At 69.5% G+C, this 25,809-nt stretch carries 22 protein-coding genes; 16 read left to right on the top strand and 6 right to left on the bottom strand.

Annotated elements, in window-relative coordinates; all coding sequences use genetic code 11:
* Positions 1-7: 7 nt before the first annotated feature.
* From ACPP3B_RS00555 to ACPP3B_RS00545, 3 genes are read left to right on the top strand one after another with little or no spacing between them, the layout of a single operon-like run.
* Entirely contained in the window at positions 8-949 is a 942-nt protein-coding gene (locus ACPP3B_RS00555) for an electron transfer flavoprotein subunit alpha/FixB family protein (protein WP_424859420.1), read from the top strand.
* Positions 950-1,009: 60 nt separating this feature from the next.
* Positions 1,010-2,800, top strand: coding sequence for an acyl-CoA dehydrogenase (locus ACPP3B_RS00550; RefSeq protein ID WP_299020861.1), 1,791 nt, complete (start codon positions 1,010-1,012; stop codon positions 2,798-2,800).
* Positions 2,801-2,810: 10 nt separating this feature from the next.
* A complete protein-coding gene (locus ACPP3B_RS00545) occupies positions 2,811-3,770 on the top strand; it encodes an NAD(P)H-dependent flavin oxidoreductase (protein WP_299020859.1) in 960 nt (319 codons plus the stop codon).
* 28 nt (positions 3,771-3,798) lie between these two features.
* On the opposite strand, the gene miaA is transcribed toward ACPP3B_RS00545, so the two are convergent.
* The 5 genes from miaA to tsaE all read right to left on the bottom strand — a co-directional run bounded on the left by miaA (position 3,799) and on the right by tsaE (position 10,014).
* Positions 3,799-4,881 carry a tRNA (adenosine(37)-N6)-dimethylallyltransferase MiaA gene (gene miaA / locus ACPP3B_RS00540; RefSeq protein WP_424859419.1) on the bottom strand — a complete coding sequence of 361 codons (1,083 nt, stop codon included), beginning with the start codon at positions 4,879-4,881 and terminating at the stop codon, positions 3,799-3,801.
* A gap of 10 nt (positions 4,882-4,891) precedes the next feature.
* Complete coding sequence (locus ACPP3B_RS00535; RefSeq protein WP_424859418.1) at positions 4,892-6,136, bottom strand: multidrug effflux MFS transporter; 1,245 nt, start codon at positions 6,134-6,136, stop codon at positions 4,892-4,894.
* Positions 6,137-6,197: 61 nt separating this feature from the next.
* Entirely contained in the window at positions 6,198-8,078 is a 1,881-nt protein-coding gene (gene mutL, locus ACPP3B_RS00530) for a DNA mismatch repair endonuclease MutL (RefSeq protein ID WP_424859417.1), read from the bottom strand.
* Positions 8,078-9,493 (bottom strand): N-acetylmuramoyl-L-alanine amidase, encoded by a 1,416-nt coding sequence (locus tag ACPP3B_RS00525; RefSeq protein WP_424859416.1) that lies wholly within the window; start codon positions 9,491-9,493, stop codon positions 8,078-8,080. Before ACPP3B_RS00525 ends, mutL begins: the two co-directional genes overlap by 1 nt.
* Positions 9,490-10,014: a tRNA (adenosine(37)-N6)-threonylcarbamoyltransferase complex ATPase subunit type 1 TsaE gene (gene tsaE / locus ACPP3B_RS00520; protein WP_424859415.1), complete on the bottom strand. Its 525-nt coding sequence runs from the start codon at positions 10,012-10,014 to the stop codon at positions 9,490-9,492. Before tsaE ends, ACPP3B_RS00525 begins: the two co-directional genes overlap by 4 nt.
* 116 nt (positions 10,015-10,130) lie before the next feature.
* On the opposite strand from tsaE, the gene queG reads away from it, so the two are divergent.
* The 9 genes from queG to ACPP3B_RS00475 all read left to right on the top strand — a co-directional run bounded on the left by queG (position 10,131) and on the right by ACPP3B_RS00475 (position 20,592).
* On the top strand, positions 10,131-11,207 hold the full coding sequence (queG, locus tag ACPP3B_RS00515; RefSeq protein WP_424860202.1) for a tRNA epoxyqueuosine(34) reductase QueG: 1,077 nt from the start codon (positions 10,131-10,133) through the stop codon (positions 11,205-11,207).
* Positions 11,208-11,216: 9 nt separating this feature from the next.
* Complete coding sequence (locus ACPP3B_RS00510) at positions 11,217-12,002, top strand: MlaE family ABC transporter permease (RefSeq protein ID WP_299018771.1); 786 nt, start codon at positions 11,217-11,219, stop codon at positions 12,000-12,002.
* 4 nt (positions 12,003-12,006) lie between these two features.
* Entirely contained in the window at positions 12,007-13,014 is a 1,008-nt protein-coding gene (locus ACPP3B_RS00505; RefSeq protein ID WP_424859414.1) for an MlaD family protein, read from the top strand.
* The gene (locus ACPP3B_RS00500; protein ID WP_424859413.1) at positions 13,011-13,739 is read left to right on the top strand and encodes a hypothetical protein; all 729 of its coding nucleotides are present in this window, start codon (positions 13,011-13,013) and stop codon (positions 13,737-13,739) included. The genes ACPP3B_RS00505 and ACPP3B_RS00500 overlap by 4 nt, the downstream gene beginning before the upstream one ends.
* A gap of 146 nt (positions 13,740-13,885) precedes the next feature.
* Positions 13,886-14,854: a hypothetical protein gene (locus ACPP3B_RS00495; RefSeq protein ID WP_424859412.1), complete on the top strand. Its 969-nt coding sequence runs from the start codon at positions 13,886-13,888 to the stop codon at positions 14,852-14,854.
* Positions 14,855-14,944: 90 nt separating this feature from the next.
* Positions 14,945-15,733 carry a class I SAM-dependent methyltransferase gene (locus ACPP3B_RS00490; RefSeq protein ID WP_314225983.1) on the top strand — a complete coding sequence of 263 codons (789 nt, stop codon included), beginning with the start codon at positions 14,945-14,947 and terminating at the stop codon, positions 15,731-15,733.
* On the top strand, positions 15,730-16,164 hold the full coding sequence (rnhA, locus tag ACPP3B_RS00485; protein ID WP_424859411.1) for a ribonuclease HI: 435 nt from the start codon (positions 15,730-15,732) through the stop codon (positions 16,162-16,164). Before ACPP3B_RS00490 ends, rnhA begins: the two co-directional genes overlap by 4 nt.
* 102 nt (positions 16,165-16,266) lie before the next feature.
* A complete protein-coding gene (locus ACPP3B_RS00480; RefSeq protein WP_424859410.1) occupies positions 16,267-17,496 on the top strand; it encodes an efflux RND transporter periplasmic adaptor subunit in 1,230 nt (409 codons plus the stop codon).
* A gap of 18 nt (positions 17,497-17,514) precedes the next feature.
* Positions 17,515-20,592: an efflux RND transporter permease subunit gene (locus ACPP3B_RS00475; RefSeq protein WP_424859409.1), complete on the top strand. Its 3,078-nt coding sequence runs from the start codon at positions 17,515-17,517 to the stop codon at positions 20,590-20,592.
* On the opposite strand, the gene ACPP3B_RS00470 is transcribed toward ACPP3B_RS00475, so the two are convergent.
* Positions 20,576-22,333 (bottom strand): PhoH family protein, encoded by a 1,758-nt coding sequence (locus tag ACPP3B_RS00470; protein ID WP_424859408.1) that lies wholly within the window; start codon positions 22,331-22,333, stop codon positions 20,576-20,578. The two genes, ACPP3B_RS00475 and ACPP3B_RS00470, sit on opposite strands and share 17 nt — an antisense overlap.
* Before the next feature lie 171 nt (positions 22,334-22,504).
* Between ACPP3B_RS00470 and ACPP3B_RS00465 the strand changes: the two genes are divergently transcribed.
* From ACPP3B_RS00465 to ACPP3B_RS00450, 4 genes are all read left to right on the top strand, one after another.
* On the top strand, positions 22,505-22,717 hold the full coding sequence (locus ACPP3B_RS00465; RefSeq protein ID WP_299021092.1) for a hypothetical protein: 213 nt from the start codon (positions 22,505-22,507) through the stop codon (positions 22,715-22,717).
* 15 nt (positions 22,718-22,732) lie between these two features.
* Positions 22,733-23,344: an HdeD family acid-resistance protein gene (locus ACPP3B_RS00460; protein ID WP_424859407.1), complete on the top strand. Its 612-nt coding sequence runs from the start codon at positions 22,733-22,735 to the stop codon at positions 23,342-23,344.
* 116 nt (positions 23,345-23,460) lie between these two features.
* Positions 23,461-24,675 (top strand): VLRF1 family aeRF1-type release factor, encoded by a 1,215-nt coding sequence (locus ACPP3B_RS00455; protein ID WP_299021087.1) that lies wholly within the window; start codon positions 23,461-23,463, stop codon positions 24,673-24,675.
* 35 nt (positions 24,676-24,710) lie between these two features.
* A complete protein-coding gene (locus ACPP3B_RS00450) occupies positions 24,711-25,805 on the top strand; it encodes a hypothetical protein (protein WP_299021085.1) in 1,095 nt (364 codons plus the stop codon).
* Positions 25,806-25,809: the final 4 nt, after the last annotated feature.

Genomic DNA, 25,809 nt, shown 5'->3' with positions numbered 1-25,809 from the left:
ACGCGCCATGACCATTCTCGTCATCGCCGAACACGACAACGCCACCCTCAAGGGCGCGACCCTCAACACCGTGGGGGCGGCGCTGAAGCTGCAAGCCGCCGGGGCCGGCGACATCCACGTGCTGGTGGCCGGGCACAACGCCGCAGGGGCCGCGCAAGCTGCCGCCCAGATTGCCGGCGTAGCCAAGGTGCTGCACGCCGACGGGCCCGCGCTGGCGCACGGTTTGGCCGAAAACGTGGCCGCTCAGGTGCTGGCCCTGGCCGCGGGCTACAGTCATATCCTGTTTCCGGCCACCGCGGGCGGGCGCAATGTCGCACCACGCGTGGCTGCCAAGCTCGACGTCGCGCAGATCAGCGACATCACCGCCGTCGTCGATGCGCACACGTTCGAGCGCCCGATCTACGCAGGCAACGCGATCGCGACGGTGCAAAGCGGCGATGCGCAGCATGTCATCACGGTGCGCACCACCGCCTTCGACCCCGCGGGCAGCGGCGGTGCGGCGCCCGTGGAGCCGGTGCCGGCGGTGGCCGACAGCGGCAAGAGCGCCTTCGTCAAGAGCGAGCTGGCCAAGAGCGACCGCCCGGAGCTGACAGCGGCCAAAGTCATCGTCTCGGGCGGGCGGGCGCTGGGCAGCGCCGAGAAGTTCAACGAGGTGATCACGCCACTGGCGGACAAGCTGGGTGCGGCGATCGGCGCTAGCCGCGCCGCGGTCGATGCGGGCTACGCGCCCAACGACTGGCAGGTGGGGCAGACAGGCAAGATCGTCGCGCCACAGCTCTACGTCGCCGTGGGCATCAGCGGCGCCATTCAGCACCTGGCGGGGATGAAAGACTCCAAGGTGATCGTGGCGATCAACAAGGACCCGGAAGCGCCGATCTTCAGCGTCGCCGACTACGGGCTCGAGGCCGACCTGTTCCAGGCCGTGCCAGAACTGGTCAAGGCGCTGTGACGCCGTGTTCGATGGCTGGGCATCCGCGGGATGCCCTTTTTTTGCCCGAGGAGTGACCCCATGACTTTCAAAGCCCCCGTCAAAGACATGCTCTTTGCGATGGCGCACCTGGCGCAGCTGGACCAGATTGCCCAGATGCCTGGCTTCGAGGACGCCAACCTGGAGACGGCCCAGGCCGTGCTGGAAGAGTGCGCGCGTCTGAACGAGGAAGTGATCGCGCCCCTGAACTGGGAGGGGGACAAGAACCCCTCCTGGTGGCAAGACGGCGCGGTGCGCACCACACCCGGGTTTGCCGACGCCTTCCGCCAGTACGCCGAGGGTGGCTGGCAGGGCCTGCAACACCCGGCCGAGTTCGGTGGTCAAGGCTTGCCCAAGACGATCGGCGCAGCGTGTACCGAGATGCTCAATGCCGCCAACCTGAGCTTTGCCCTGTGCCCGCTGCTGACCGATGGCGCGATCGAGGCGCTGCTGACCGCCGGCTCGGACGCGCAGAAGGCGACCTACATCCCGCCGATGATCGAGGGCCGCTGGACTGGCACCATGAACCTGACCGAGCCGCAGGCGGGCTCGGACCTGTCGCTGGTGCGCACGCGCGCCGAACCCCAGCCCGACGGCACCTACAAGATCTTTGGCACCAAGATCTTCATCACCTACGGCGAGCACGATATGGCCGAAAACATCGTGCACCTGGTGCTGGCGCGCGTCACGGGGGCGCCGGAGGGCGTCAAGGGCATCAGCCTGTTCATCGTGCCCAAATTCTTGGTCAACCCGGACGGCAGCCTGGGCGCGCGCAACGACGTGCACTGCGTCAGCATCGAACACAAGCTGGGCATCAAGGCCAGCCCGACGTGCGTGCTGCAGTACGGGGACCACGGCGGGGCGATCGGCTATCTGGTCGGTGAAGAAAACCGCGGGCTGGAGTACATGTTCATCATGATGAACGCCGCGCGCTACGCCGTGGGTCTGCAGGGCATCGGCCTGTCCGAGCGGGCCTATCAGAAAGCGGTGCAGTACGCGCGCGACCGCGTGCAAAGCCGCCCGGTCGACGGCAGCGTGGCCGGCCCCGCGCCCATCATCCACCACCCGGACGTGCGCCGCATGCTCATGACCATGCGCGCGCTCACCGAGGGCTGCCGCGCGATGGCGACGGTGGCCGCTGCCGCTTATGACGCCGCGCACCACCACCCGGACGAATCGGTGCGGCGCCAGAACCAGGCCTTCTACGAATTCATGGTGCCGCTGGTCAAGGGCTACAGCACCGAGATCAGCCACGAGGTGACCAGCCTGGGTGTGCAGGTGCACGGCGGCATGGGTTTCGTGGAAGAGACGGGCGCGGCGCAGCACTACCGCGACGCCAAGATTTTGACGATCTACGAGGGCACGACGGCCATTCAGGCCAACGACCTGGTGGGCCGCAAGACGGCGCGCGACGGTGGAACGACGGCGCTGGCCATCGCCCGGCAAATCCAGGCCACCGAAGCGGCGCTGGCCGCCAGTGGCAGCGACGCCGCGCGCGCCGTGCAGGTGCGCCTGCAGGCGGCCCGCGAGGCCTACGAGCAGGTGGTGGCGTTCATTGCTGCGCAAGCCAAGGCCAACCCGGTGGCGGCGTACGCGGGCAGCGTGCCCTATCTGATGCTGGCGGGCAACCTGATGGCGGGCTGGCAGATGGCGCGCGCGCTGCTCGTGGCCGAGCGTGAGCTGGCCGCCGGGCGGGATGTCGCGTTCATGCAGGCCAAGATCGCCACTGCCCGCTTCTACGCCGACCACATCCTGACCCGCTGCGGCGGCTGGCGCGACAGCATCGTTGCGGGTCACGACGCCATCGCCGACATGGCGCTCGATACGTACTGAAGGAGCTTTCATGTCCCGTTTGCCCACTGTTTTGCAGCGCGTGCCGTTTCCCGTCATCGGCTCGCCGCTGTTTATCATCAGCAATCCCAAGCTCGTCATCGAGCAGTGCAAAGCCGGCATCGTGGGCGCCATGCCAGCGCTCAACGCGCGCCCGGCCTCGCAGCTCGATGAGTGGCTGGCCGAAATCACCGAGGCGCTCGATGCGCACAACCGCGCGCACCCAGATCAGCCCGCCGCGCCGTTTGCCATCAACCAGATCGTGCACAAGAGCAACGACCGGCTGGAGCACGACATGGCGCTGTGTGCCAAGTACAAAGTGCCCATCGTCATCACCAGTCTGGGCGCACGCGAGGACGTCAACCAGGCCGTGCATGGCTGGGGCGGCGTCGTGCTGCACGACATCATCAACAACACCTTCGCCCGCAAGGCGATCGAGAAAGGCGCCGACGGCCTGATCGCGGTCGCCGCCGGCGCGGGGGGGCACGCGGGTACCAAAAGCCCGTTTGCGCTCATCCAAGAGATCCGCCAGTGGTTCGACGGGCCGCTGGCCCTGTCGGGATCCATCGCGACGGGCGGTGCGGTGCTGGCAGCGCAGGCGATGGGGGCCGATTTCGCTTACATCGGCTCGCTGTTCATCGCCACACACGAGGCACGTGCCAGCGACGCGTACAAACAGTGCATCGTGGAGTGCAACTCGGACGACATCGTCTACACCAATCTGTTCACCGGCGTGCACGGCAACTACCTCAAGCCCTCGATCCGTGCGGCGGGGTTGGACCCGGACCATCTGCCCGAGAGCGATCCGAGCAAGATGAATTTCGCCTCGGCAGGCGCCAAGGCCTGGAAGGACATCTGGGGCTGTGGTCAGGGTATTGGTGTGGTGGATGCGGTGCGCCCGGCGGCCGAGGTGGTGGCGCGCCTCAAACAAGAGTACGACGAGGCTCGCGCGCGCCTGTGCGCGGGGGCGTGAGCCGGGTTGACCGCCGCGCTGGTCTGTATCAGGCCAGTGTCGACAGCGGCAGAGGAGCGCTGCCCTCTGGGCCCCAGGCGGCACGCACGGCGGCCAGCAGCTCGGTCTGTGCCGTCAGGGGGTCATCGATGGCGATGACGTGCCTGTGCGGCATCGAGCGCAGCCAGGTGAGCTGCCGCTTGGCCAGTTGGCGTGTGGCGGCGGCCCCACGCTCTTGCAGCGCGCGCCGTTCGTCAGCGCTCAGCGTGTCGCGCCCGTGCGCGGCGGCGGCGTCGAGCGCCTCCCACGCCTGTCGGTAACCCACGCATCGCATCGACGGCAGCCCTGGGTGTACGTCGCCGCGCGCGCGCAGGGCGCGCACCTCATCGAGCAACCCATCGTCCAGCATGGCGGCAAAGCGGGCCTCGATGCGCTGATGCAGCCAGGCGCGCTCGCGCGGCTCCAACGACAGCAGGTGCCCCGGCAGGCTATCGATGAGCAGCGCGGGGCGAGCGTCTCTCTGCTCGCCGTGCTTTCGCTCCTCGCCCCCCCAGCGCCGCTGCAGTGCCGACAACGGCTGACCAGTGGTGTACCACACCTCCAGCGCCCGACCGATGCGTTGCGCGTCGGTCGGCGGCAGCCGCGCCGCGGTGAGCGGATCGACCCGCGCCAGTTCGGCGTGCAACGCCGGCCAACCGTACTGCTGCGCCCGTGCCTCGATCGCTGCGCGTACGGCCGGTTGGGCCGGGGGCAGGTCGTCCAACCCCTCGAACAGCGCCTTGAAATACAGCATCGTTCCCCCGACCAACAATGGCCATCGCCCGCGGGCGCGGATGTCGGCCAGCAGCCGCCGCGCATCGCGCACGAACTCGGCGGCGCTGTAGGCGTGCGTCGGTTCCAGAATGTCGATCAGGTGGTGCGGCACCGCCGCGCGCTCGACTGCCGTTGGCTTGGCCGTGCCGATGTCCATGCCGCGGTACACCAACGCCGAGTCCACGCTGATGATCTCCACCGGCCAGCGCGTGGCCACCGCCAGCGCCGCTGCCGTCTTGCCGCTGGCCGTGGGCCCCGCCAGTGCCAGCCAGGCAACGCTCGGTGCGGCATCGGTGGGGTGGAGGGGAGGGGCAGTCATGGGTCCGCGATTATCGCGGCCGCACTGGCGAGCGAACCTCCCCATGGCGCTGCACCAGTGTCCAGGCCACGGTGGCGATGACCACGGACCAGAACCACAGACCGTTGGTGAGCGGGTACACCCCACCGTCGGGGCCAGTGGACATGTGCTGGCCCAGCCAGGTGCCCATGCCAAAGGCGGTGAGCATCATGATGAAACCCGCCAGCGCCGACGCCGCCCCGGCCGCCTGTGGGAATGGCGAGACGGCGCCGCTTTGGCCGCAGGGCTGGTGCACGCCGTGTGCCAGGATGAACAGGTAGTACGGTCCCATGATGGCCCAGGTGTGGTGCCAGCCCAGCAGCGCCAGCACGCCGCACAGCGTCCCGCCGGTGAGGGTAAAGCCCGCCGCCAGCGCTACCGTGCGCCGCACACCCCAGCGTGGAATCAAGTGCCGGCACAACACGGTGCCCGCGATGTAGACGGCTGACATCGACAGCATCAGCAAGCCGTACTGGGTTTTGCTGAGACCCAAGACGGTGATGAAGACGAACGACGAGGTGGCGAGAAACGTAAACAGTCCGCCATACGAGGTGGCGGCCAGCAGCGCCCAGGCCCAAAACGTCGGGTGACGCACGATGCGAGCCCAGATGCGCAGCATCTCGCGCGGTTGCAGGGCACGCGGGTTGGGGGCGGGCAGCGTCTCGCGAAAGCGCAGCGCCACCAGTGCCAGCGCCAACGCCGAGAACACCGCCAGTGCCCCGAGCGTGACGCGCCAGCCGTAGTGCTCCGTCAGCCAACCGCCCAGAGGGCCGCTGATGCAGGCGAAGATGCCCAGCCCGGTCAGGCCACGCGACATCATGCGCGCGCCTTCGGTCGGGCCATACAGGTCGCGCACGATGGCGCGCGCGCCCATGACCGAGGCACCCATGGCCGCCCCCTGAACGATGCGCCACAGAATGAGCTGCTCGATCGTGGTGGCCAGTGTGTTGCCGATCGAGGCCAGCGTGTACGCCGCCAGACCGACCAGCAGCACCGGGCGGCGGCCGAAGCGGTCGGAAATCGGCCCCCACACGAGCTGGGCGGCACCGAACGACAGCAGCAAGGCGGTCAGCGTCGCCTGGACCTGGGCCATGGGGGCACCAAAGGCGGCCGTGACGGCCGGCAACGCGGGCAGGTACAGGTCGGTGGCCAGCGGCTGGATGCCCAGCAGCAGCGAAAGGAAGACGACGACCCACCCCGGTGTCATGGGGGGCGTGCCGGTAGCGGATGCGTGCATGACAGGATGCTACCAAACCCAGCCCGCGTGCAGGCCTGGGCGCGAGCCGTCCGGCGTCGCCTCAGCGACCGCGCAGAAACAGCGCGTCGAGCTCTTGGAGGCTGAGCTGGCGCCAGGTCGGGCGCCCATGGTTGCACTGGTCGCTGCGCTCGGTGGCTTCCATCTGGCGGAGCAGGGCGTTCATTTCCTCCACGGTGAGGCGGCGGTGGGCGCGCACCGCGCTGTGGCAGGCCATGGTCGCCAGCAGCTCGTTGCGCGCACGCTCCAGTACCCAGCGGCCGCCGCCGTGCTGCTCCAGTTCTGCCAGCACCGCACGCGCCAGGGCCACCGCATCGGCGTGGGCCAGCAGCACGGGCACGGCGCGCACCGCCAGCGTCTGTGGCGACAACGGCACCACCTCCAGCCCCAACCGCTGCAGGTCGTCGGCGCAGCGCTCGGCGCAGGCCACCTCCAGCGGGGTGGCGGCAAACGTGGCCGGGATGAGCAGCGGCTGGCTCGGCATGGCCGTCTCGCCCAGCTGGTCGAACTGTGCTTTGAGCCGCTCGTACACGATGCGCTCGTGCGCGGCGTGCATGTCCACCAGCACCAGGCCGTGGGCGTTTTCGGCCAGGATATAGATGCCGTGCAGTTGCGCCAGTGCTCGGCCCAGCGGCCATTCGCCGTTCGCTGGGGCGTCCGTGGCGACCGCGGCGGTGGGGGTCGGCGGGAATGTCGGGGCGGCGGGCTCGGATGGGCGCGGCGGCGGGTCGGGCCAACCCGGCAGGCGCGGCAGCGGCTCGCGCACGCCCAGGTCGAGGCCGACCGGCCGCTGGTAGCGGGTGGTGTCCCAGTCCCCGGGGCCGCGCGGCAGCGGGGAGGGCACGGGTGCGGGTGCAGCGGGCGCGGGGGTGGCCGTGGGGCCGATGGTGCGGCTGCGGGGGGTGGCCAAGGCGGCTTCGACCGCGCGCTGCACCGCTTGGTGCACGGCGCCGCTGTCGCGAAAGCGCACCTCGATTTTGGTCGGGTGCACATTCACGTCCACCGCACGCGGATCGAGCGTGAGGAACAGCACGTACGCCGGCTGGCGCTGGCCGTGCAGCACGTCGTCGTAGGCGCTGCGCACGGCGTGCGTGATCACGCGGTCGCGCACGTAGCGGCCGTTGACGTAGGCAAACTGGCGGTCGGTGCGTGCGCGGGCTGCATCGGGCAGGCCGATCAGGCCGTGCAGCGACAGTGGCCCGGCACTGGCCTGCAGCGGCAGGCTGTCGCCCACGAAATCGCTGCCCAGCGCGTCGGCGATGCGGCGCTGCCACGCGAGTGTGGCGTCCAGATCGGTGCACGCGCGCCACTGCTGCACCAGCCGCCCCTCGTGCCAGATGGCAAAGCCCACGTCGGGGCGCGCCAGGGCGTGGCGGCGCACGGCTTCGATGCAGTGGGCCAGCTCGGTGGCGTCGCTTTTGAGAAATTTGCGCCGCGCGGGGGTGGCGTAGAACAGCTCGCGTACCTCGACCGTGGTGCCGGGTGGGCGGGCCGCCGGCCGCAGTTCGCCGCTGCGGGCGTCCAGGCTCCACGCATGGCCATCGGGGTCGTCGGCCGGGCGCGACACCAGCGTCACCTCGGCCACCGAGGCGATGGCGGCCAACGCCTCGCCACGAAAGCCCATCGTGAGCACGGATTCGAGTTCCGCCAGGTCGCGGATTTTGCTGGTGGCGTGGCGTTGCACGGCGGCGGGCAGTTCCTCGCGTGGGATGCCGATGCCGTCGTCCTCCACCGCGATCAGGCGCACACCGCCACCAGCCAGGCGCACCGTGATCTGGCGCGCGCCCGCGTCGAGGGCGTTGTCGACCAGCTCGCGCACGACGGAGGCGGGCCGCTCGACCACTTCGCCCGCAGCGATCTGGCTGATGAGCTCGTCGGGCAGGGGGCGGATGGCGCGGCGTGGGATGGGGGCGTCGGGGCTCATCAGGTGGACCGATTGCGCGCCAGTGGCGGGTTGCGCTCGAAGTAGCGCCGGATGCCGCGCTCCAGCGCTTCGGCGATGCGGGCCTGAAACGCCGGGTCGCGCAGTCGGCGCTCTTCGTCGGGGTTGCTAATGAAGGCGGTCTCCACCAGCACGCTGGGGATGTCGGGCGCGCGCAGCACGGCAAAGCCGGCTTGTTCGACGCGTGGCTTGTGCAGGACGCTAACTCGCTCGATCTCGCGCAGCAGGGTGGCGCCTAAGCGCAGGCTGTCGTTGATCTGCGCGGTCATGCTCATGTCGAGCAGCGTGCGTTGCACGGTCACGTCCTTGACGTTGACGGGTAGGCCGCCGATGCGGTCGGCGGCGTTTTCGCGGTTGGCCAGCCAGCGCGCGGCGGCGCTCGACGCCCCGCTGTCGCTGAGGGCATAGACGCTGGCACCGCGTGGGCGCGGGGTAAAGAAAGCGTCGGCGTGGACGCTCACGAGCAGATCGGCTTGCACGCGGCGCGCCTTTTGCACGCGCACGTGCAGCGGCACGAAGAAGTCGGCGTCGCGCGTCATGAACACGCGCACCGGGTTGCCCTGGATGCGCGTGCCATCCAGGCGTTCGCGCAGGCGGTGCGCGATGGCCAGCACGACGTCTTTTTCCCGGGTGCCGTCGGGGCCGATCGCGCCGGGGTCTTCTCCCCCGTGGCCGGGGTCGAGGGCGACGATGATGAGGCGCTCGCTGGGTGCGCGGCGGGGGCCGTCGGGGCTGGGCGTGGGGCGGGCCGCCGGGGCGCGTTCAGCCGGCGGTGGCGCCGGGGGCGGGGCGACTTCTTGCCGTTCGCGGCGCGCAATCAAGTCGGCAATGGGGTCTTCGTCCACAGCGGGCGGCCCAGCGGTGTGGGTGGACGGTGATATGGCCGCGTCGGCCCCGGACGTTGGCGCCGGGGCGCGTGCCACGTGGCGTGCGATCAGCTCTTCCAGGGGGTCCGGCGGGGTCAGCGGGTACAGGTCCAGCACCAGCCGGTGCTGGTACGCGGCCACCGGCTCGAGCTGGAATACCTGCGGCCCGACCGGTTGTTTGAGGTCGAGCACCAGCCGCACCGTGTCAGGGTCGTAGAGTCCCACGCGCACGCGCGCCACGAATGGGTCGTCGGGCTGGATGCGCTGTACCAGCTCTTGCAAACTGGGCAGCAGGTCGGCACCCCGGATGTCTACCGCCAGCCGCGGCGGGTCAGCCACGTACAGGGTGGTGGCCTGCAAGGCGGTGTCGGACTCGATGGTGACACGCGTGTAGTCGCGTGCGGGCCACACCCGCACGCCTACCACGCGCGCGGCCCAGGCGGGCCAGCTGCCCCCCAATCCTGCCAGCACCAGCAGTGCGTGCAGGTGTCTCATCAGGGCGCGGCGTTCGGCGTTCAGCGATCGGCTCATGCAGCGGTGTCGAGCAGGGCCACGCCACGCGCGGAGCGGGCGCTGAGGGTGATGTATCGGCCACCGTCGTCGGTGTGCCGCAACAGCAGGTCGAGGTCGGGCATGGGCAGCAGCGGGCCGGCCTTGTCCGGCCATTCGACCAGCTTGAGCCCGCGCCCGGCGAACAGTTCCCGCAGGCCCGCGTCCTCCCACTCGCGCGGGTCGTCGAAGCGATATAGATCGGCGTGCCAGGCGGGCAGGGGGCCGCCCCACGCAGGGGTGGCGGGCAGCTCATAGGGCTCGACCAGGGCATAGGTCGGGCTCTTGATGCGCCCCGTCACGCCCAGCGCCCGCAGCAGGTGGCGCACGAAGGTGGTCTTGCCCGCGCCCAGCTCGCCGCGCAGGGTCAGCAGCGCGTCGGCCAGCGACGCGTCGGCCTGCATGGCTACAGCCAGCCGTTGTGCCAGGCGCGCGGTGTCGTCCTCGCTGGCGGCAAGCCAGTCGCGCGTGGCGGTGGGCAGGGGCGTGGGGGACGAAGACATGGATCTTTCTCGGGGACTTCCTACAATCGCGGCGCATGCAGCCAATACCCACGCCGAGCGGGGCCGATGCGCCCGCCCAGCCGACACCGGACACCGGCGTCGCTTGGGTCGAGCGCATCCGCGGCTGGGCGCTCGCGCTGGGATTTTCCCAGATCGGCGTCAGTGCCGTCGACCTGTCGCATGCCGAGCCCGGGTTGCTGGCCTGGTTGGCCGCAGGCTTTCATGGCACGATGGACTACATGGCGCGCCATGGGCTGCGGCGCGCCCGCCCGGCGGAGTTGGTGCCGGGCACGCTGAGCGTGATCACCGCGCGCATGGACTACTTGCCGCGTGACGCGGGCGAGGACTGGCGCGCGCGCGAGTGGGCGCGGCTGGCCGACCCGGACGCTGCCGTCGTGTCGATCTACGCCCGCGGACGCGACTACCACAAGGTGCTGCGGCGGCGGCTGCAGCAGCTCGCGCAGCGCATCGAGGCCGAGTGGGTCGCGGCGGGGCAGCCCGCGCCCCAGACGCGCGTGTTTACCGACTCGGCACCGGTGCTGGAGGTGGAGCTGGCCACGCGCAGTGGCCTGGGCTGGCGCGGCAAGCATACGCTGGCGTTGCACCGCGACGCGGGGTCGATGTTTTTTCTGGGCGAGATTTTTATCGACCAGGCGCTGCCGCCCACGCCTGCGCACCCGGCGCACTGCGGCCGCTGCCAGGCGTGCATCGACGTGTGCCCGACGGGTGCCATCGTCGCGCCCTACCGGCTCGATGCGCGCCGCTGCATTTCGTACCTGACGATCGAGCACGAGGGGCCGATCCCCGTGCCGCTGCGCCGCGCGCTGGGTAACCGCATTGTCGGCTGCGACGATTGCCAGTTGATTTGTCCCTGGAACAAGTACGCGCGCCGCAGCCCGCTGCCGGATTTCGACGCCCGCGAGGCCCTGGCCGCCCCGCGACTGCTGCCGCTATGGGCCTGGTCGGAGGGCGAGTTTTTGCGCCACACCGAGGGCAGCGCCATCCGGCGCATCGGCTACCAGCGCTGGCGGCGCAACCTGGCCGTGGCGCTGGGCAATGCGCGCGCGGCTGCCCGTGCGCGGGGCGACACTGCGCAGCAAGCCGCGATCGAGTCGGCGCTGGCCCCTGCGCTGGCCGACCCCGACACGCCCGCACTGGTGCGCGAGCACGTCGCCTGGGCCCTGATGGACTAGGATGACGCCATGAGCGCCGATCGCCGTGATCCCTTGGTCGCCATCCCCGCCCGGCGTGGGCCCCTGGCCGCGCTGGCCCACTGGGGCGAGTGGCTGCGCTTGACGGGCCGGGTGCTGGCGTGGGCGTGCATGGCGTCCAGCTACCGCGGCGCGCGCTGGCACGCGCTGGCCGAGCAACTGGTCGCCGCTGCCGTGCCCGCGGTGTGGTGGTATGCCGTGCTGTCGGCGCTGTTCGGGCAAGTGCTCATCCGTATCGTGGTCGTCACCGCCATCAGCTATGGGCTGACGCAGTATGCGGTCGAGATGGTGGTGCGGGTGCTGGTGCTGGAGCTCATTCCCCTGACGGCGGCGTTGTTCGTATTGTTGCGCGTCACGGTGGGCCACGGGCGGGCGCTGCAAGCCCTGCGCGACGGCGGCACGTTCGATGCACTGCGCCGCGCTGGGCAGGATCCGCTGCGCGAGCTGGCCTTGCCGCGCGTGCTCAGTGGGGTGTTTGCCACGCTGCTGCTCGTGATGCTGAGCGCCGTGCTGGCGCTGGTGCTGGCCTATCTCAACCTGTACGGCTTCACGCCGTGGGCCCTGGCCCCCTACACGCGCGCCGTCGGACATGTCTTTTCGCCCGCGGTCGCGTTGATCTTCGTGTTCAAGACGCTGGGGTTTGCGCTGGCGATCTCGCTGGTGCCCATGGTGGCGGCGTTCGAGTCGTCGCCCCAGGGCGACGTGCGGGCGCTGGTGCGCACCGCCGCCGTTCTGTTGCTGGTGGAGCTGCTGTCGCTGATCGGCAACTATTATTGAGCCCATGAACCCGGTGTCCGACTCCCCGCCGCCAGCCCATGCCGATCGGGAGCCGCCCGCGATCGCGGCGGCCGTCGAGCGCCGCGCGCGCGGCCTGCTGGTGCTGCTGGGTGTGCTGCTGTTGGCCTCGACGCTGTATGTGCTGTACGCGCGTGGCGTGTTCGAGCCGACGCAGACCCTGGTGCTGACCGCCGACGACGCCGAGGGCGTGGCGGTGGGCATGGACCTGACGTTTTCGGGGTTTCCCATCGGGCGCGTGCGCCGCATCGAACTGGCCCCCGACGGGACGGTGCGCATCGTGATCGACGTGGTGCGGCGCGAGGCGCATTGGCTGCGCGAGGGCAGTGTCTTCACCATGGAGCGGGGGCTGGTCGGCGGTGTGCGCCTGCGGGCTTACACCGGTGTGCTGGAGGGGCCGCTGCTGCCCGACGGGGCGAAGCGGCCGGTATTGCGCGGCGACGCGCTGGCCGACTTGCCGCGCATGGTCAACACTGCGCGCGAGCTGCTGGAGCAGATCAAAGCCATGACCGCCGCCGACGCACCGCTCAACGCCAGTCTGCGCGAGCTGCAACAGCTGCTCGCCCGCGCCAACGGGCGCGAAGGGGTGTTGGGCGTGCTCATGGGCAACGATGCCGACCGCCAGCGCGTGACCGCAGCCGTGGACGATGTGCGACGCCTGTTGCAGCGCCTGCAAGGGGTGGCCGAGCGCGCAGAACGCCTGGTGCAGCAGGCCGATCAGCGCGTCTTTGGCGCGCAAGGGCTGGCCGACGACGTGCAGGGCGGTGTGCGGCAGGCGCGCGAGCTGCTGCTCGATTTGCGCGCCACGCTGCAGCGGGTGGATGCGGTGCTGGTCGAGGCGCAGGGTGTGGCGGCCAACGCGCGCACCGCCACCCAAGACCTGGACGCGCTGCGCGCCGAGGTCGAAACCACGCTGCGCCGCGTGGACGGCATGATCCTCGACATCCAGCGCCGCTGGCCGTTCGGCGCCAACCCGGAGCTGCGTCTGCCATGAGCCCGCGACAAGCCCCCTGGTCGATGCTGACCCGTTGGCTGGCCGTCGGCGTCATGGCCGCCCTGACCGGCTGTGCGGGCACGCCGCCGCCCGTTTGGCAGCTCGACGTGCGCCAAGCCGTCGAGCAGGCAATGGCCGCGACGCTGGCGGGTCAGGCAAGGGTGGCTCAAGCCCAGTGGCACCGGGCACTCCAGGCCGCCGCCGCCACCGGCCGCGCCGACGTGCTGGCCCACGTGGCGTTGTCGCGCTGCGCCATCGAGCAAACCGCGCTCGTGTGGGATGGGTGCGCCGCCGCGCAGCCCTACCTGCCCGATGCCAGCCCCGCGCTGCAGGCATACGCCGCGTGGCTCGCATGGCCCGATGTGCCCACGACTGCGCCGACCGTGACCGCGCTGCCGCCCGCCCACCAGCCCGTGGCCCAGCGGCTGCTCCAGGGGGCGCCTCCCGGTGAGTTGGTGCTGGCGTTGCAGTCGGTGCCCGACCCGCTCGCTCGGCTGGTTGCGGGCAGCGTCGTGTGGCGGGCAGGCCGGCTCGATGCGGCCGGCGTGGCCGTTCTGGTCGATACCGCTTCGGCGCAGGGCTGGCGGCGGCCGCTGGCGGTCTGGTTGGGGGTACAGGCCCGCCTGGCTGATGCCGCCGGGGACGCCGAGGCTGCGGCGCGTGCCCGTCGTCGGCAAGCATGGGTCCTGGGGCCAGAGGCGCCCCCGACGGACCAGGGGCGTTGAGCTCCCCGGGCCCCTGTGCAGCCCGCACTTGCGGCACAATCCGCGTGTGGCAACCTTTGCATTCGCCACGCCTTTTGGCTTTCTATCGTTTCAGTCGGCTGGTGTGACTCTGCCGCTGAACATACCTCCCCATCGGATCGTTCTTCATGAAAACCAAATACCACCTCAATAAGCGCTCCCCCCATCGTTTGGGGTCGTCCGCGTCGTCGGCAGCCACGGGTGGGTCGGTCATCGCGCTGGTCGATGAACGCTACTTGGTCTGGCTCGCGTCTCAGGTCACCGGAACGCAGCACAACACGCTGCAGCGCGGATCGCTGGCTGGCGTGCTGGCGCACCTGGCCCGGCTCGCGGGCGCCGAAGCCCCCTTGCTGCGCACGCTACTCTTCAGCGACGCGTCGCCGACCGAGCTGCACGACGACATCGTGGTGCGGCTGGTACCGCGACACTCGACCGACGGTGGGCTGTCGCTGGTGCGCGCGCTGGGGCAAGAGATCGTCCAGTTGGCGCGCCACGGCGCGGGCTGGCTGCTCGTCGCCAGCGATGACGAGCGCCTGATTCCCTATCTGGACGAAGCGCAGTCCTGGGGTGCGCGGGTGGTGCTGGTGGCGGATGACGCGGTGCACGACTTCGGCCACTTGTCGAAGGAAGACCCGAGCTGGGCCCGGCTGCTGATGCAGGCCGACCGCCGTGTGGCCGTGCCCATGGGCGCCTGGAGTGCGCTGACCACACCGGGTGTGGGCTACGCTGTGCCGCGCGCCAGCGGGGCAGAGGGCGACGACATCGATGCCGGCCAGCGCTCGGTGCCGCCCTCGCGCGCCCCGGCCGAGCCCGACGACCACTGGCGTGCGGAGATTTCGCGCATCATCCAGTCGTGGTGGGACGACGAGCCTGAAGACGGACGGCAAGAACTGGCCGATGCCATGCGCGGGCAGATCGGCGTGCCGCCCGAAGCCGACCGACGCATCCTGATGCGTGTGCGGCACGAACTGGGGCGCAACCTGACGTTCCCCGAAAAGCGCGCCATGCGTGAGATGGTGCGCGCCGTGGTGTTGGGCCAGCCCGACGCCGATACCGATGCGGCGCCGGCACCGGCGCTGGCCGCCGCCGCCGACTGACCGTCGTCGCTGTCGGCCATGTCCGATGATCGTGCCGCCGAAACGCAGCCGCAGCGGGCCAGCGACGAGGCGCAGGCGCTCGGGGCGGAACTGGCCGCTTGGTTCCAGACCCCGCCAGGGCGCTATCTGCTCGATTGGGAGCGCGCCCGGTTTGCCGACGCGGTCGCCGATGCGTTTGGATACCATGCGCTGCAACTGGGCCTGCCGCCACTGGACGCGCTGGCCAACAACCGCATGCCGCATCGCTGGCTGGCACTGCCCGAAGCGCCCGGCGGCGTTGCCTGGTCGACGGAGGGTGGCCCGGCCCGTCCGGTCGACCTGGTCACGCACGCGGCCGCGTTGCCGTTTCCAGCCGCCAGTCTCGACCTCGTGCTGCTGCCCCACACCCTGGAGCTCAGTGCCGACCCACATGCCGTGCTGCGCGAGGTCGAGCGCGTGCTGGTGCCCAACGGCCGCGTCATCGTCAGCGGCTTGAATCCCGCCAGCTGGTGGGGCATGCGGCAGTTCCGCGCGCATGCGGCGACGCGCCTGGGGTTAGGCCAGACGCGCCTGGCGCGGCTATACCTGCCGGAGGCGGGCGCCTTCATCGGCCCGTGGCGCTTGTGCGACTGGCTGCGCCTGCTCAGCTTCGAGGTCGAGGCCATCGAGCGCGGCTGCTACCGGCCCGCCGTGCGGTCCGAACGCTGGTTGCAGCGCTTCGATTGGATGGACCGGCTCGGGCCGCGCTGGTGGCCGCTTTTGGGTGCGGTTTATTTCATCGTGGCGGTCAAGCGCGTGCGCGGCATGCACCTGCTCGGGCCCGCGTGGCGGCCTACCCGCGCCGCCGCGGCGCCGGCGGTGGTGGCACGGCGCGACCGCGACACCCCGAGTTTGTCATGACCGAAGTCACCATCTACACCGACGGCGCCTGCAAGGGCAACCCCGGCCCCGGGGGCTGGGGGGCGCTGCTGCGCGCCGGTGGCACCGAAAAAGAACTTTGCGGCGGCGAGTCGCTGACCACCAACAACCGCATGGAACTGCGCGCTGTTATCGAGGCGTTGGCATTGCTCAAGCGCCCCTGCCACGTGCACGTTTATTTGGATAGCGAGTACGTGCGCAAGGGCATCACCGAATGGCTGCCCGGTTGGAAGGCCAAGGGCTGGAAGACCGCGTCCAAGCAACCGGTCAAAAACGCCGACCTGTGGCGCCAACTCGACGAGCTGGTGCACACCCGCGGGCACCGCATCGAATGGCACTGGGTGCGCGGCCACACCGGCGACCCGGGCAACGAGCGCGCCGATGCACTGGCCAATCGGGGGGTGCCGCGCTAGTGGCGGTGTTTGCCTCGGGTTTACACGCGAGCAACGTGGCTGGGCTACAGTTGAGACTCGCCGGCTGATACGGTTAGCCCTGCTCATTCACGGGAGATGCCCATGCCCCAGGTCCGTCCGCGCATCCATGCCATCGTGGCCGTCGTCGTGCTGGCCGTGGTAGCTGCGGCGGGCTGGTGGTGGCAGAGGATGCCTGCGGCGACGGCTGGCGCCGGGACGGCGGCGGGGTCGGCGGGTGGCGCGTCAACAGCGGCCGCTGGCGCCGCGTCGGGAGCCCCGCGTGGCGGCGCGGGCACAGGCTCTGGCCCGGGTGCCGCTGGTGGCCCCGGCCGCGGCGGGCCGCCAGCGGTGGAGGTGGCCATCGTGCAGGCGGTCCCGCTCGTGCAAGAGGCGCAGGCGGTCGGCACGCTGCTGGCGCGCCAGCGGGTGGCCATCCGGCCGGAGGTGGCCGGGCGCATCGTGGCCATCGGCTTCGTTGACGGCGCGCCTGTGCGCAAGGGGCAGGTGCTGTTCCAGCTCGACGACGCGCTGCAGCAGGCCGAACTGGCCCAGGCGCAGGCGCAACTGGCGGTGCAGCAGGCCAACCTGCGCCGCAACGAGGAGCTGGTGGCACAGGGGTTCGTGGCGCAGCGGGTGCTGGATGAGAGCCGCGCTGCGGTGCAGGTGGCGCAGGCGCAGGTGGCCTTGGCGCAGGCGCGGCTGCAGCGCATGCGGCTGTTGGCGCCGTTCGACGGCGTGGCGGGCATCCGCCAGGTGCACGTGGGGGAGTATGTGAAGGACGGCACCGAACTGGTGCACCTGGAGGACACCTCGCGCCTCGTCGTTGATTTTCGTTTGCCGGAGCGTTGGCAGCCGCAAGTGCGGTTGGGGCAGACGCTGCGCCTGCGCGTGGATCCCCGGCCCCAGCAGGACGTATTGGCGCGCGTGCAGGCCATCGACCCGGCGCTTGATGCCGACGGGCGCGCGCTCATCGTGCGCGCGCAGCTCGAGCAGGGGCAGCAGGGCCTGCAGCCCGGGATGTTCGCGCGCGTGGCGCTCGAGCTGGGGCGCGACCCCGCGGCGCTGATGGTGCCAGAGGAAGCCATTGTGCCGCAGGGGCAGCAGTTTTGGGTGTGGCGGCTGCGCCCGGCACAGGGCGACGCGCCGCCGCAGGCGGAGCGGGTGTCCGTGCGCCTGGGCGTGCGGCGCGACGGCCGCGTGCAGGTAACGGAGGGCCTGCAGCCCGGCGATACCATCGTCGTGGCGGGGCAGCAGCGGCTGCAAAAAGATGGCACCCCGGTGCGGGTGATCGACCCCAACCGGCCGCCGCGCGCGCCGCAGGCCGCGTCCTGACCCCCCGGGAGCTGCCCGATGCCACTGCCCGAAATCGCCATCCGCCGCCCGGTGTTTGCCACCGTGCTGTCGCTGTTGATCGTGCTCGTGGGCTGGGTGGCGTTCACCCAGCTGCCGGTGCGCGAGTATCCCAAGATCGACGAACCCGTGGTCACCGTCACGACGCGCTTGGCTGGCGCGTCCAGTGAGGTGATGGAGTCCACCGTGACCAAAGTGTTGGAGGACTCACTTGCCGGCATCGAGGGGGTGGACGTCATCACCTCGATCAGCCGCCCGGAGCAGAGCCAGATCACGGTGCGTTTTCGCCTGGAACGCGACCCTGATGCGGCGGCCGCCGAGGTGCGCGATAAGGTGGCTCGGGTGCGCGGGCGCCTGCCGCAGTCGGTGGACGAGCCCGTGGTGGCCAAGGTCGAGGCCGACGCCTTCCCCGTCATCTGGATTGCGCTGTCGTCCGACCGTTATTCGCCGCTGGCGCTGACCGATTTGGCCAACCGCATCGCCAAACCGGTGCTGCAAACCGCCACCGGCGTGGCCGAGGTGCGCGTCTTTGGGGAACGCCGCTTCGCCATGCGCGTGCGGCCCGACCCAGACCGCCTGGCCGCCTACGGGCTGACGGTGCAGGATCTGGAGGACGCGCTGCGCCGGGCCAACTTGGAGGTGCCCGCCGGCCGGGTCGAGAGCCAACTGCGCGAGTTCAACGTCACCGCCGCCACCGACCTGCGCAGCGCATCCGCCTTTGCCGACGTGGTCATCCGCACGGCGGGTGGGTTGCCGGTGCGCATCGGCGATGTGGCCGATGTTGCCGAAGGGGCAGCCGATGAACGCACGTCGGTTCGGCTCAACGGCCGCGATACGGTCTCGCTGGGCGTCATCCGCCAGGCGACGGCCAATCCGCTGGAACTCTCCGCCAGCGTGCGCGGGCTGCTCGAGCGCGTGCAGGGTGACCTGCCCGCCGGCGTCGACGTGCAGGTGGCCAACGACAACTCGGTGTTCATCGACCGCTCGATCCGCGCGGTGTACCAGACCATCCTCGAAGCAGTGGTGCTCGTGACGCTGGTGATCGTGCTGTTTTTGCGGACGTTGCGCGCATCGATCATTCCGCTCGTCACCATCCCGGTCAGCCTCATCGGCGCGTTTGCGCTGATGGCGCTGTTTGGCTTTTCCATCAACACCCTGACGCTGCTCGCGCTGGTGCTCGCCATCGGCCTGGTGGTGGATGACGCCATCGTCGTGCTGGAAAACATCCACCGCCACATCGAAGCGGGTATGACGCCGCTGGCGGCGGCGATCCGTGGCTCGCGTGAAATCGCCTTTGCCGTGGTGGCCATGACGTTGACGCTGGCCGCGGTGTATGCGCCGCTGGCGCTGACCCCGGGGCGCACCGGACGCCTGTTTGCCGAGTTTGCGCTCGCACTCGCCGGGGCGGTGCTGGTGTCGGGCTTCGTGGCGTTGACGCTGTCGCCCATGATGTGCGCCAAACTGCTGCGCCACCAGCAGCGACGCGGATGGTTTGACCGCAGCATGGAGCGCGTGCTGCAAGCGTTGGTGCATGGATACGGCCGCGCGCTGGACGTGGCGTTGCGCTGGCGCTGGGGGGTGGTGGGCCTGATGCTGGCCAGCGCTGCCGCCAGCGTGTGGTTGCTGCGCACCACCAAGCAAGAGCTCGCGCCGCTGGAGGATCGCGGCGTGATCCTGACCATCGTGAACGCCCCCGATGGGGCGACCGCTGCCTACACGTCGCGCTATGCGGCGGCCATCGAGCGCATCGGCAGCGACTACCCGGAGTTCGACCGCATCTTCGCGCTCATCGGCAACCCCACCGTCTCGCAAGCCACGGTTTTTTTCCGTGCCAAGCCGTGGGAGGAGCGCGAGCGCAGCACGCTGGCACTGGTGCGCGAGATGGCGCCGCGCATCGCTGCCGTACCGGGCGTGACGGCCTTCCCCATCACGCCGCCGTCGCTTGGGCAGGGGTTTCGCGAGCGGCCGGTCAACTTCGTCATCACCACCAACGACAGCTACGCCAGCCTGGCGCGCGTGGTGGCGGAGTTTCAGCGCCGCATGGCCGACTTTCCTGGCTTTTTGCAGGTGGACACCGACCTGCGCATGAACAAGCCCGAGCTGCGCCTGGAGGTGGACCGCGAGCGCGCCGCCGCTTTAGGGGTAAGTGTGGATGCCGTGGCGCGCACGGTCGAATCCATGCTGGGCGGGCGCGTCGTGGGCCGCTACAAGCGTGAGGGCGAGCAGTACGACGTGATCGTGCAGACCAGCGCCGACGAGCGCCGCGCCCCGCAGGACATCGAGCGCTTGTACGTGCGCGGGCGCAACCACACGATGGTGCCGCTGTCGGCCGTGGTGCGGGTGCAGGAAGTGGTCGCACCGCGCGAGCTCAACCACTTTGCGCAGCGTCGCAGCGCCACGCTCACCGCCAACCTGGCGCCCGACTTTGCACTGGGCGAGGCGCTGCGCACCATGGACCAGATCGCGCGCGAGGTGCTGCCCGAGGGCTACACCACCGACCTCAACGGTGCGAGCCGCGAGTTCCGCGCCGCCTCCGGGTCTCTGGCGGTGGTCTTCGTGCTGGCGCTGGTGTTCATCTACCTGGTGCTGGCCGCGCAGTTCGAGAGCTTTCTCGACCCCTTCATCATCATGCTGTCGGTGCCGCTGTCGATGCTGGGGGCGCTGGCGGCCTTGCGCTGGACGGGTGGCACGCTCAACGTGTTCAGTCAGATTGGCCTGGTGACCCTGGTAGGGCTGATTACCAAGCACGGCATTTTGATCGTGGAGTTTGCCAACCAGCTGCGCCAGCAGGGCTTGGCCCTGGGCGAGGCGGTGCGACGTGCGGCCGAGCTGCGCCTGCGCCCGATTCTGATGACCACGGGTGCGATGGTGCTGGGTGCGCTGCCGCTGGCGCTGGCCACCGGTGCCGGGGCCGAGAGCCGTCAGCAAATCGGCTGGGTCATCGTGGGCGGCATGAGCGTGGGCACGCTGCTGACGGTATTCGTCGTGCCCACGATGTATGTGCTGCTCGCGCGCCGCCGCGTCCCGGGGCCAGACCGGACGCCAGTGGCGGAGTCCGTGCTTACAGCACCTCGCTAGCAAAATCCGCCAGGCGCGAGCGCTCGCCGCGGGCCAGCGTCACGTGCCCCCCGTGCGGCCAGCCCTTGAAGCGGTCGACCACATAGGTCAGGCCGGACGAGCCCTCGGTCAGGTACGGTGTGTCGATCTGCGCCAGGTTGCCCATGCAGACCAACTTCGTGCCGGGGCCGGCGCGCGTGATCAGCGTCTTCATCTGCTTGGGCGTGAGGTTTTGCGCCTCGTCGATGATGACGTATTTGTTCAGAAACGTACGCCCGCGCATGAAGTTCAGGCTCTTGATCTTGATGCGGCTGCGGATCAGATCTTGCGTGGCTGCGCGGCCCCAGTCGCCGGCCGGGCTTTGGCCGCCCTTGGCCAGAAACTCCAAGTTATCATCGAGCGCGCCCATCCAGGGGCCCATTTTTTCTTCCTCGGTGCCGGGCAAAAAGCCGATGTCCTCACCCACGCTGACCGTGGCGCGTGTCATGATGATTTCGGTGTAGCGCCGCTCGTCCAGCACCTGGCTCAGGCCCGCGGCCAGCGCCATCAGCGTCTTGCCGGTGCCCGCGGTGCCGGCCAGGGTGACGAAGTCGATCTCCGGGTCCATCAGCAGGTTGAGGGCGAAGTTTTGCTCTCGGTTGCGCGCGGTCACGCCCCAGACTGCGCTCTTGAGGTGTGTATAGTCGCGCAGCGTGCGCAGCACGGCCGACTTGCCGCGCAACTCGACCACCCGTGCGTACAGCGGCGGCTCACCCGGTGCTTCGTAGTACACGAACTGGTTCAGGTAGAGCTGCTCGGCGATCGGCCCCGAGATGCGGTAGAAGGTATGCCCACCCTGCTGCCAGCTCTCCACCGTCTTGCTGTGGCGGCTCCAGAAGTCGGTCGGCAATGCCAACATGCCACTGTAGAGCATGTCAGCATCGTCGAGCGTCTTGTCGTTTTCGTAGTCCTCGGCGGCCAGACCCAGGGCGCGCGCCTTGATGCGCATGTTGATGTCTTTCGACACCAGCACGACGTCGCGCTCGGGGTGGCGCTGGGTGAGCGCCTGCACCACCGACAAAATCTGGTTATCCGCTTTGCCCTGAGGAAGATCGGCGGGCAGCGCGTGCGGCAGCAGCTCGGTCTGGAAGAACAGGGTGCCGCTGGCCTCGGTGTTGCCGAGTGCGGACAGGGGAAGTCCGGCGCGGATGTCACCGTTGGCACAAGCGGCCAGTGCGTCCAGCGAGCGGCTGGCCTGGCGCGCGTTGCGCGCCACCTCGCTCATGCCCTTTTTGTTGTTGTCCAGCTCTTCCAGCACGATCATCGGCAGGAAGATGTCGTGCTCCTCGAAGCGAAACAGGCAGGACGGGTCGTGCATCAGCACATTGGTGTCGAGCACGAACAACCGGCGCCGACCGTCGGACGCCGCCCGCCGGCGGGTCGGCGAGCGCCGCGTGGCCTCCCGCTGCGCGCGCGCGGGTAGGGCGGTCTGGGGGGGCGCCGCTGGCGCGGGGGGGGCCACGGCGACACTTGCGGTAGCAATCGCGTCAGCGCCTGGGGCCTCAGCCGGGGTCTCGGCTCGCACGGCGCCGGTGGAGCGACGCCGACCCCGCCCGGTTCGGGCCGTGGGCGTCATGGCCGATGCGTCTGCCGCCAGGGGGGGCGGCGGCGTCACCTGCGGCTCTTCAGCGGGCGCATCGTCGGCTGCGGGGGTGGCGGTGGCGGAGAGTTTTTTGAGGTCGACGCGGTCGGCCTTGCGGCGTGGTGGAGGTGGCAAAGGCATACGGCGATGATGCCAGAAAAATCGCGTCGCCTCCCGCTTGATATCTCTTGTCTCATACCCATCTGCCCACCAGGCGCTACCCGATTTGCGGGCACTTGATTTTGCGCGGCAGCCTGTTGCCGCCGCCAGATTGGCGTCGTCTCGACAACAGCAACAACGGAAGGATCGACGATGAAAACCTCACTCAAAACCCTCAAACCCAGCCACCTCGCGCTCGCGGCTGCGCTGGCCTTTGGCGGCGCCTCGGCCTATGCAGCCGATGCGGCACCCGCCGCCACCAAGCCAGTGCCCGGCGCCAACGCCGATGTCCAGACCCAGGCGCGCAAGCAGACCGAGGGCGGCAAGTCCGGCAGCGGCTGGTTAGCCAACGCCACCCAACGTTGATCGAGGAGCCCCATCATGACGGATAACCTTGTGAAAACGTTCGACGACGGCGTCACCCAAAACGCCTCCGTCTCCCTGATCCAGACGAACTGGAAGTGGCTGGCGCTGCGGGGCGTGCTGGCGCTGCTGTTTGGCGCCATTGCGCTGTGGTCGCCGCTGGCGGCCGTCTACGCGCTGACCTTCGTCTTTGGTGCTTATGCCCTCGCCGACGGTGTGTTGTCGGTGGGCCTGGGCATCCATCACGCGCGCCAGAAGACCGACCGATGGTGGTCCTGGGTGCTGCGTGGCGTGATTGGCATCTTCGCTGGCATCGTGGTGGTCGTCGTGCCCTGGGCGGCGGCCATGGCGCTGGTCGTCTTCAACTGGGTGCTGCTGTCGCTGTGGGCGATCGCCACCGGCGTCTTCGAATTTTCTGCCGGCCGTCGCCTGCAGCGCGAAGGCGGCCGAGGCTGGATCCTGATGCTCAGCGGCGCCATCAGCGTCGCCCTCGGCGCTGCCGTTCCGGTCGTGCTGGCCTTGTATCCCGATGCCGGCATGGTGACCATGGGCCTGATGATGGGTGTATACGCCCTGATCGCGGGCGCCCTGTTGCTGGCTTTGGCGCTCCGACTGCGCAAGAGCGCCTGAGCGTCCGGCAAACCCGAACGCAGGGCTGAGCGTCCCGCACCGGTTCAGGGCGACCGACTCAGCCTTGCGTCGACTCGACGCTTCCGAAAGCAACCCTAGAGAAAGAGAAACACAACATGACCGAACTCGATTCATTGACCCAAGACCTGCAGTCCGCGTTTGGCGGCGCAGGAGCCCCTGTTTTGTCCATTTATGCGGACATCAACCCCGCACGCCCTGAAAACGCGGGCCGCGCGTGGGCCAAGCGCATCAAAAACGCCCTCAAGGACCTGCCCGAAATCCGCGACGCTCACGGCAAGCGCGACACGCCGCTGTATGACGAAGTCCTGGCGCTCATCGACGAGGAACGGCCGGCTGCACGCACGCTGGCGCTGTTTGCCACTCGCGGCTTGCGCGGCCGTCTGGTCGTGCGCCGCATCGACCTGCAGCTGGATCTACCGGTGGTCGACCTGGCCCAGGGGCGCGTGGAAGCGCGCTGGGGCGAGCCGTATCTGACGCCCATTTTCTTCGCCGCGGACGAATACGAGCGTGGCGGTGTGCTCCATCTCGAAGGCGCGAAGTGGCGCTTTTATGAGTTGTTCCTGGGCGAGTTGCGTGAAGACACCGCCGTATTCGCCGACATCAGCGCCGACGAATGGCGGGAGCTCAAAGATCTGGCCGAGCGCATCGAAAACGCCGCAGCGCTGCGCCGTGCGCACACGGGTGGCAGCTTCGACAAGCTCTCGCCGAAAGAGCGCGAAGCCGCGAAAGTCAGCACCTGGATGCACAAGCTCTACACGCGCCTCGCCCAGGCGCTCGACAAGACGGTCGACCGCTTGGGCGTCGAGCGCCTCGTCCTCATGGGCGAACCGTGGCAGGTGTCGCATTTCGAGGGTTACCTCAGCCGCGGCCTGCGCAACCGGGTGGTCGCTCGCGTGCCCCAGCCCGGCAACGCATCGAACCCGACACCGGCCGACTTGCTCGAACGTGTGACGCCGGCCCTCGAAGCAGCCGAACGTCAGGCCGAATTGGCGCTGCTGGAACGCATCAAGGAGCAGCCGGGCGTCTGGGGTCTGGACCCCGTGCTCGACGCGCTGCAACTGGGCCGTGTGGAAACGCTGGTGCTGCCCTGGGCGCTGGATGCACGCATCTGGCGCTGCCCTGAGGGCGCTGTGGGCGGCACGGCAGAAATGGCCAAACTCTTTTGCGACCAGCCGCAGGAAGTGGCTTTGCGCGACCATGTCTGGCAGCTCGCGCGCGACTATGGCGCGCGCCTCGAGTTCGTTCGTGGTGAGGCCGAGGGCCGACTGCTGCGTGACTTCCAAGGCGCGGCGGCCTCGCTGCGCTGGTAAGCTCGGCGGCGTTCCTCTAATCCACCGAGATCACCATGAGAATCAAACTCCATTACGAAGGCACCTCGGCGCAGGATGCGCCGGGCTGGGCCCACGCCCTCGAGGCGCAGATGTCCAAGCAGCTCCAGCCTCTGCTGATCAAGCACGGCGCTGAGGACAGCGTGCTGCACGCGACGCTGGGCAAGCCCAAGCGGGGCGGCAAGGCTTTTACCGTGCGGCTGCACATGCACCTGCCGGGCAAGAAGATCATCGCTGCGAGCGCCGAGGGCGCTGACCCGGTCGTCGCGAGCGAAGCCGCGATGGCGCGCCTGTTTCGCGAAGCCAAGAAGCACTTTGAGCTCCTGCGCGGCCAGGATCAGTACAAGCGCAAGGCGCGCCGCGAGCGGCTGCATGCGCTCAAGGAACAGATCGCCGCGCTGCCCGAAGCCGTGGCGACGCAGGCGCAACAGGGCATCGAGGCGTTGCTGCAACGCCTCGAAGCAGTGGCGCGCCGTGAACTTGCCTACTTGCGCGCCGTCGGCGACCTGCCCTCGGACTACCCGACCGTGCGCGATGTCGTCGACGAGGCCGCCGCCGCGACCAAAGCCGCGTGGCAGCCCGGTGCGGACCCAGACGCGGTCTATCGGCAACTGCTGAAGAACCTCTTCAAGGCCATCGACCGCGAGGTCGCCGCCAGCCGCCCATACGGCGAGGCCGTCTCGCTCGACGCTCCGGTGCCGACGGACGCGCAGGACGACGCCGAGTCGATGGTCGAAGAAGAACTCTACGAGTACTACCAACCGGATGACACGCTCAGCATCGCCGATGTGCTGCCGGAGATGGTCGAGGCTGCTGCCGAGAGCACCGATCAACCCGCCACCGCCGAGCGGGCTGGCGAACAAGCCTACGTGGTCGATGTGCTCAAAGACCTGCCGGTGGCGTGGCGCCGCGCCTTGCTGCTCGCCGAACTCGACGCGCTGGCCCATGCCGCCATTGCCGAAGTGCTCGATACCTCCGAGCGCAGTGTGGTCGGCTGGATCGAGCTGGCGCAGAGCTTCGTCGAGGCGCGCCTCGAAGATGCAGGCATTGTTCGGCCCACCGGCGAAGGCCGGGTGCGGCTGACCCTGTGGTTGCAGGGTGGTGGTCGATGAGCCG

The organism is Tepidimonas sp. HKU77, from assembly GCF_049728535.1.
Classification (GTDB): Bacteria; Pseudomonadota; Gammaproteobacteria; order Burkholderiales; family Burkholderiaceae_C; genus Tepidimonas.
This window is presented reverse-complemented; position numbering and strand designations above follow the sequence as displayed.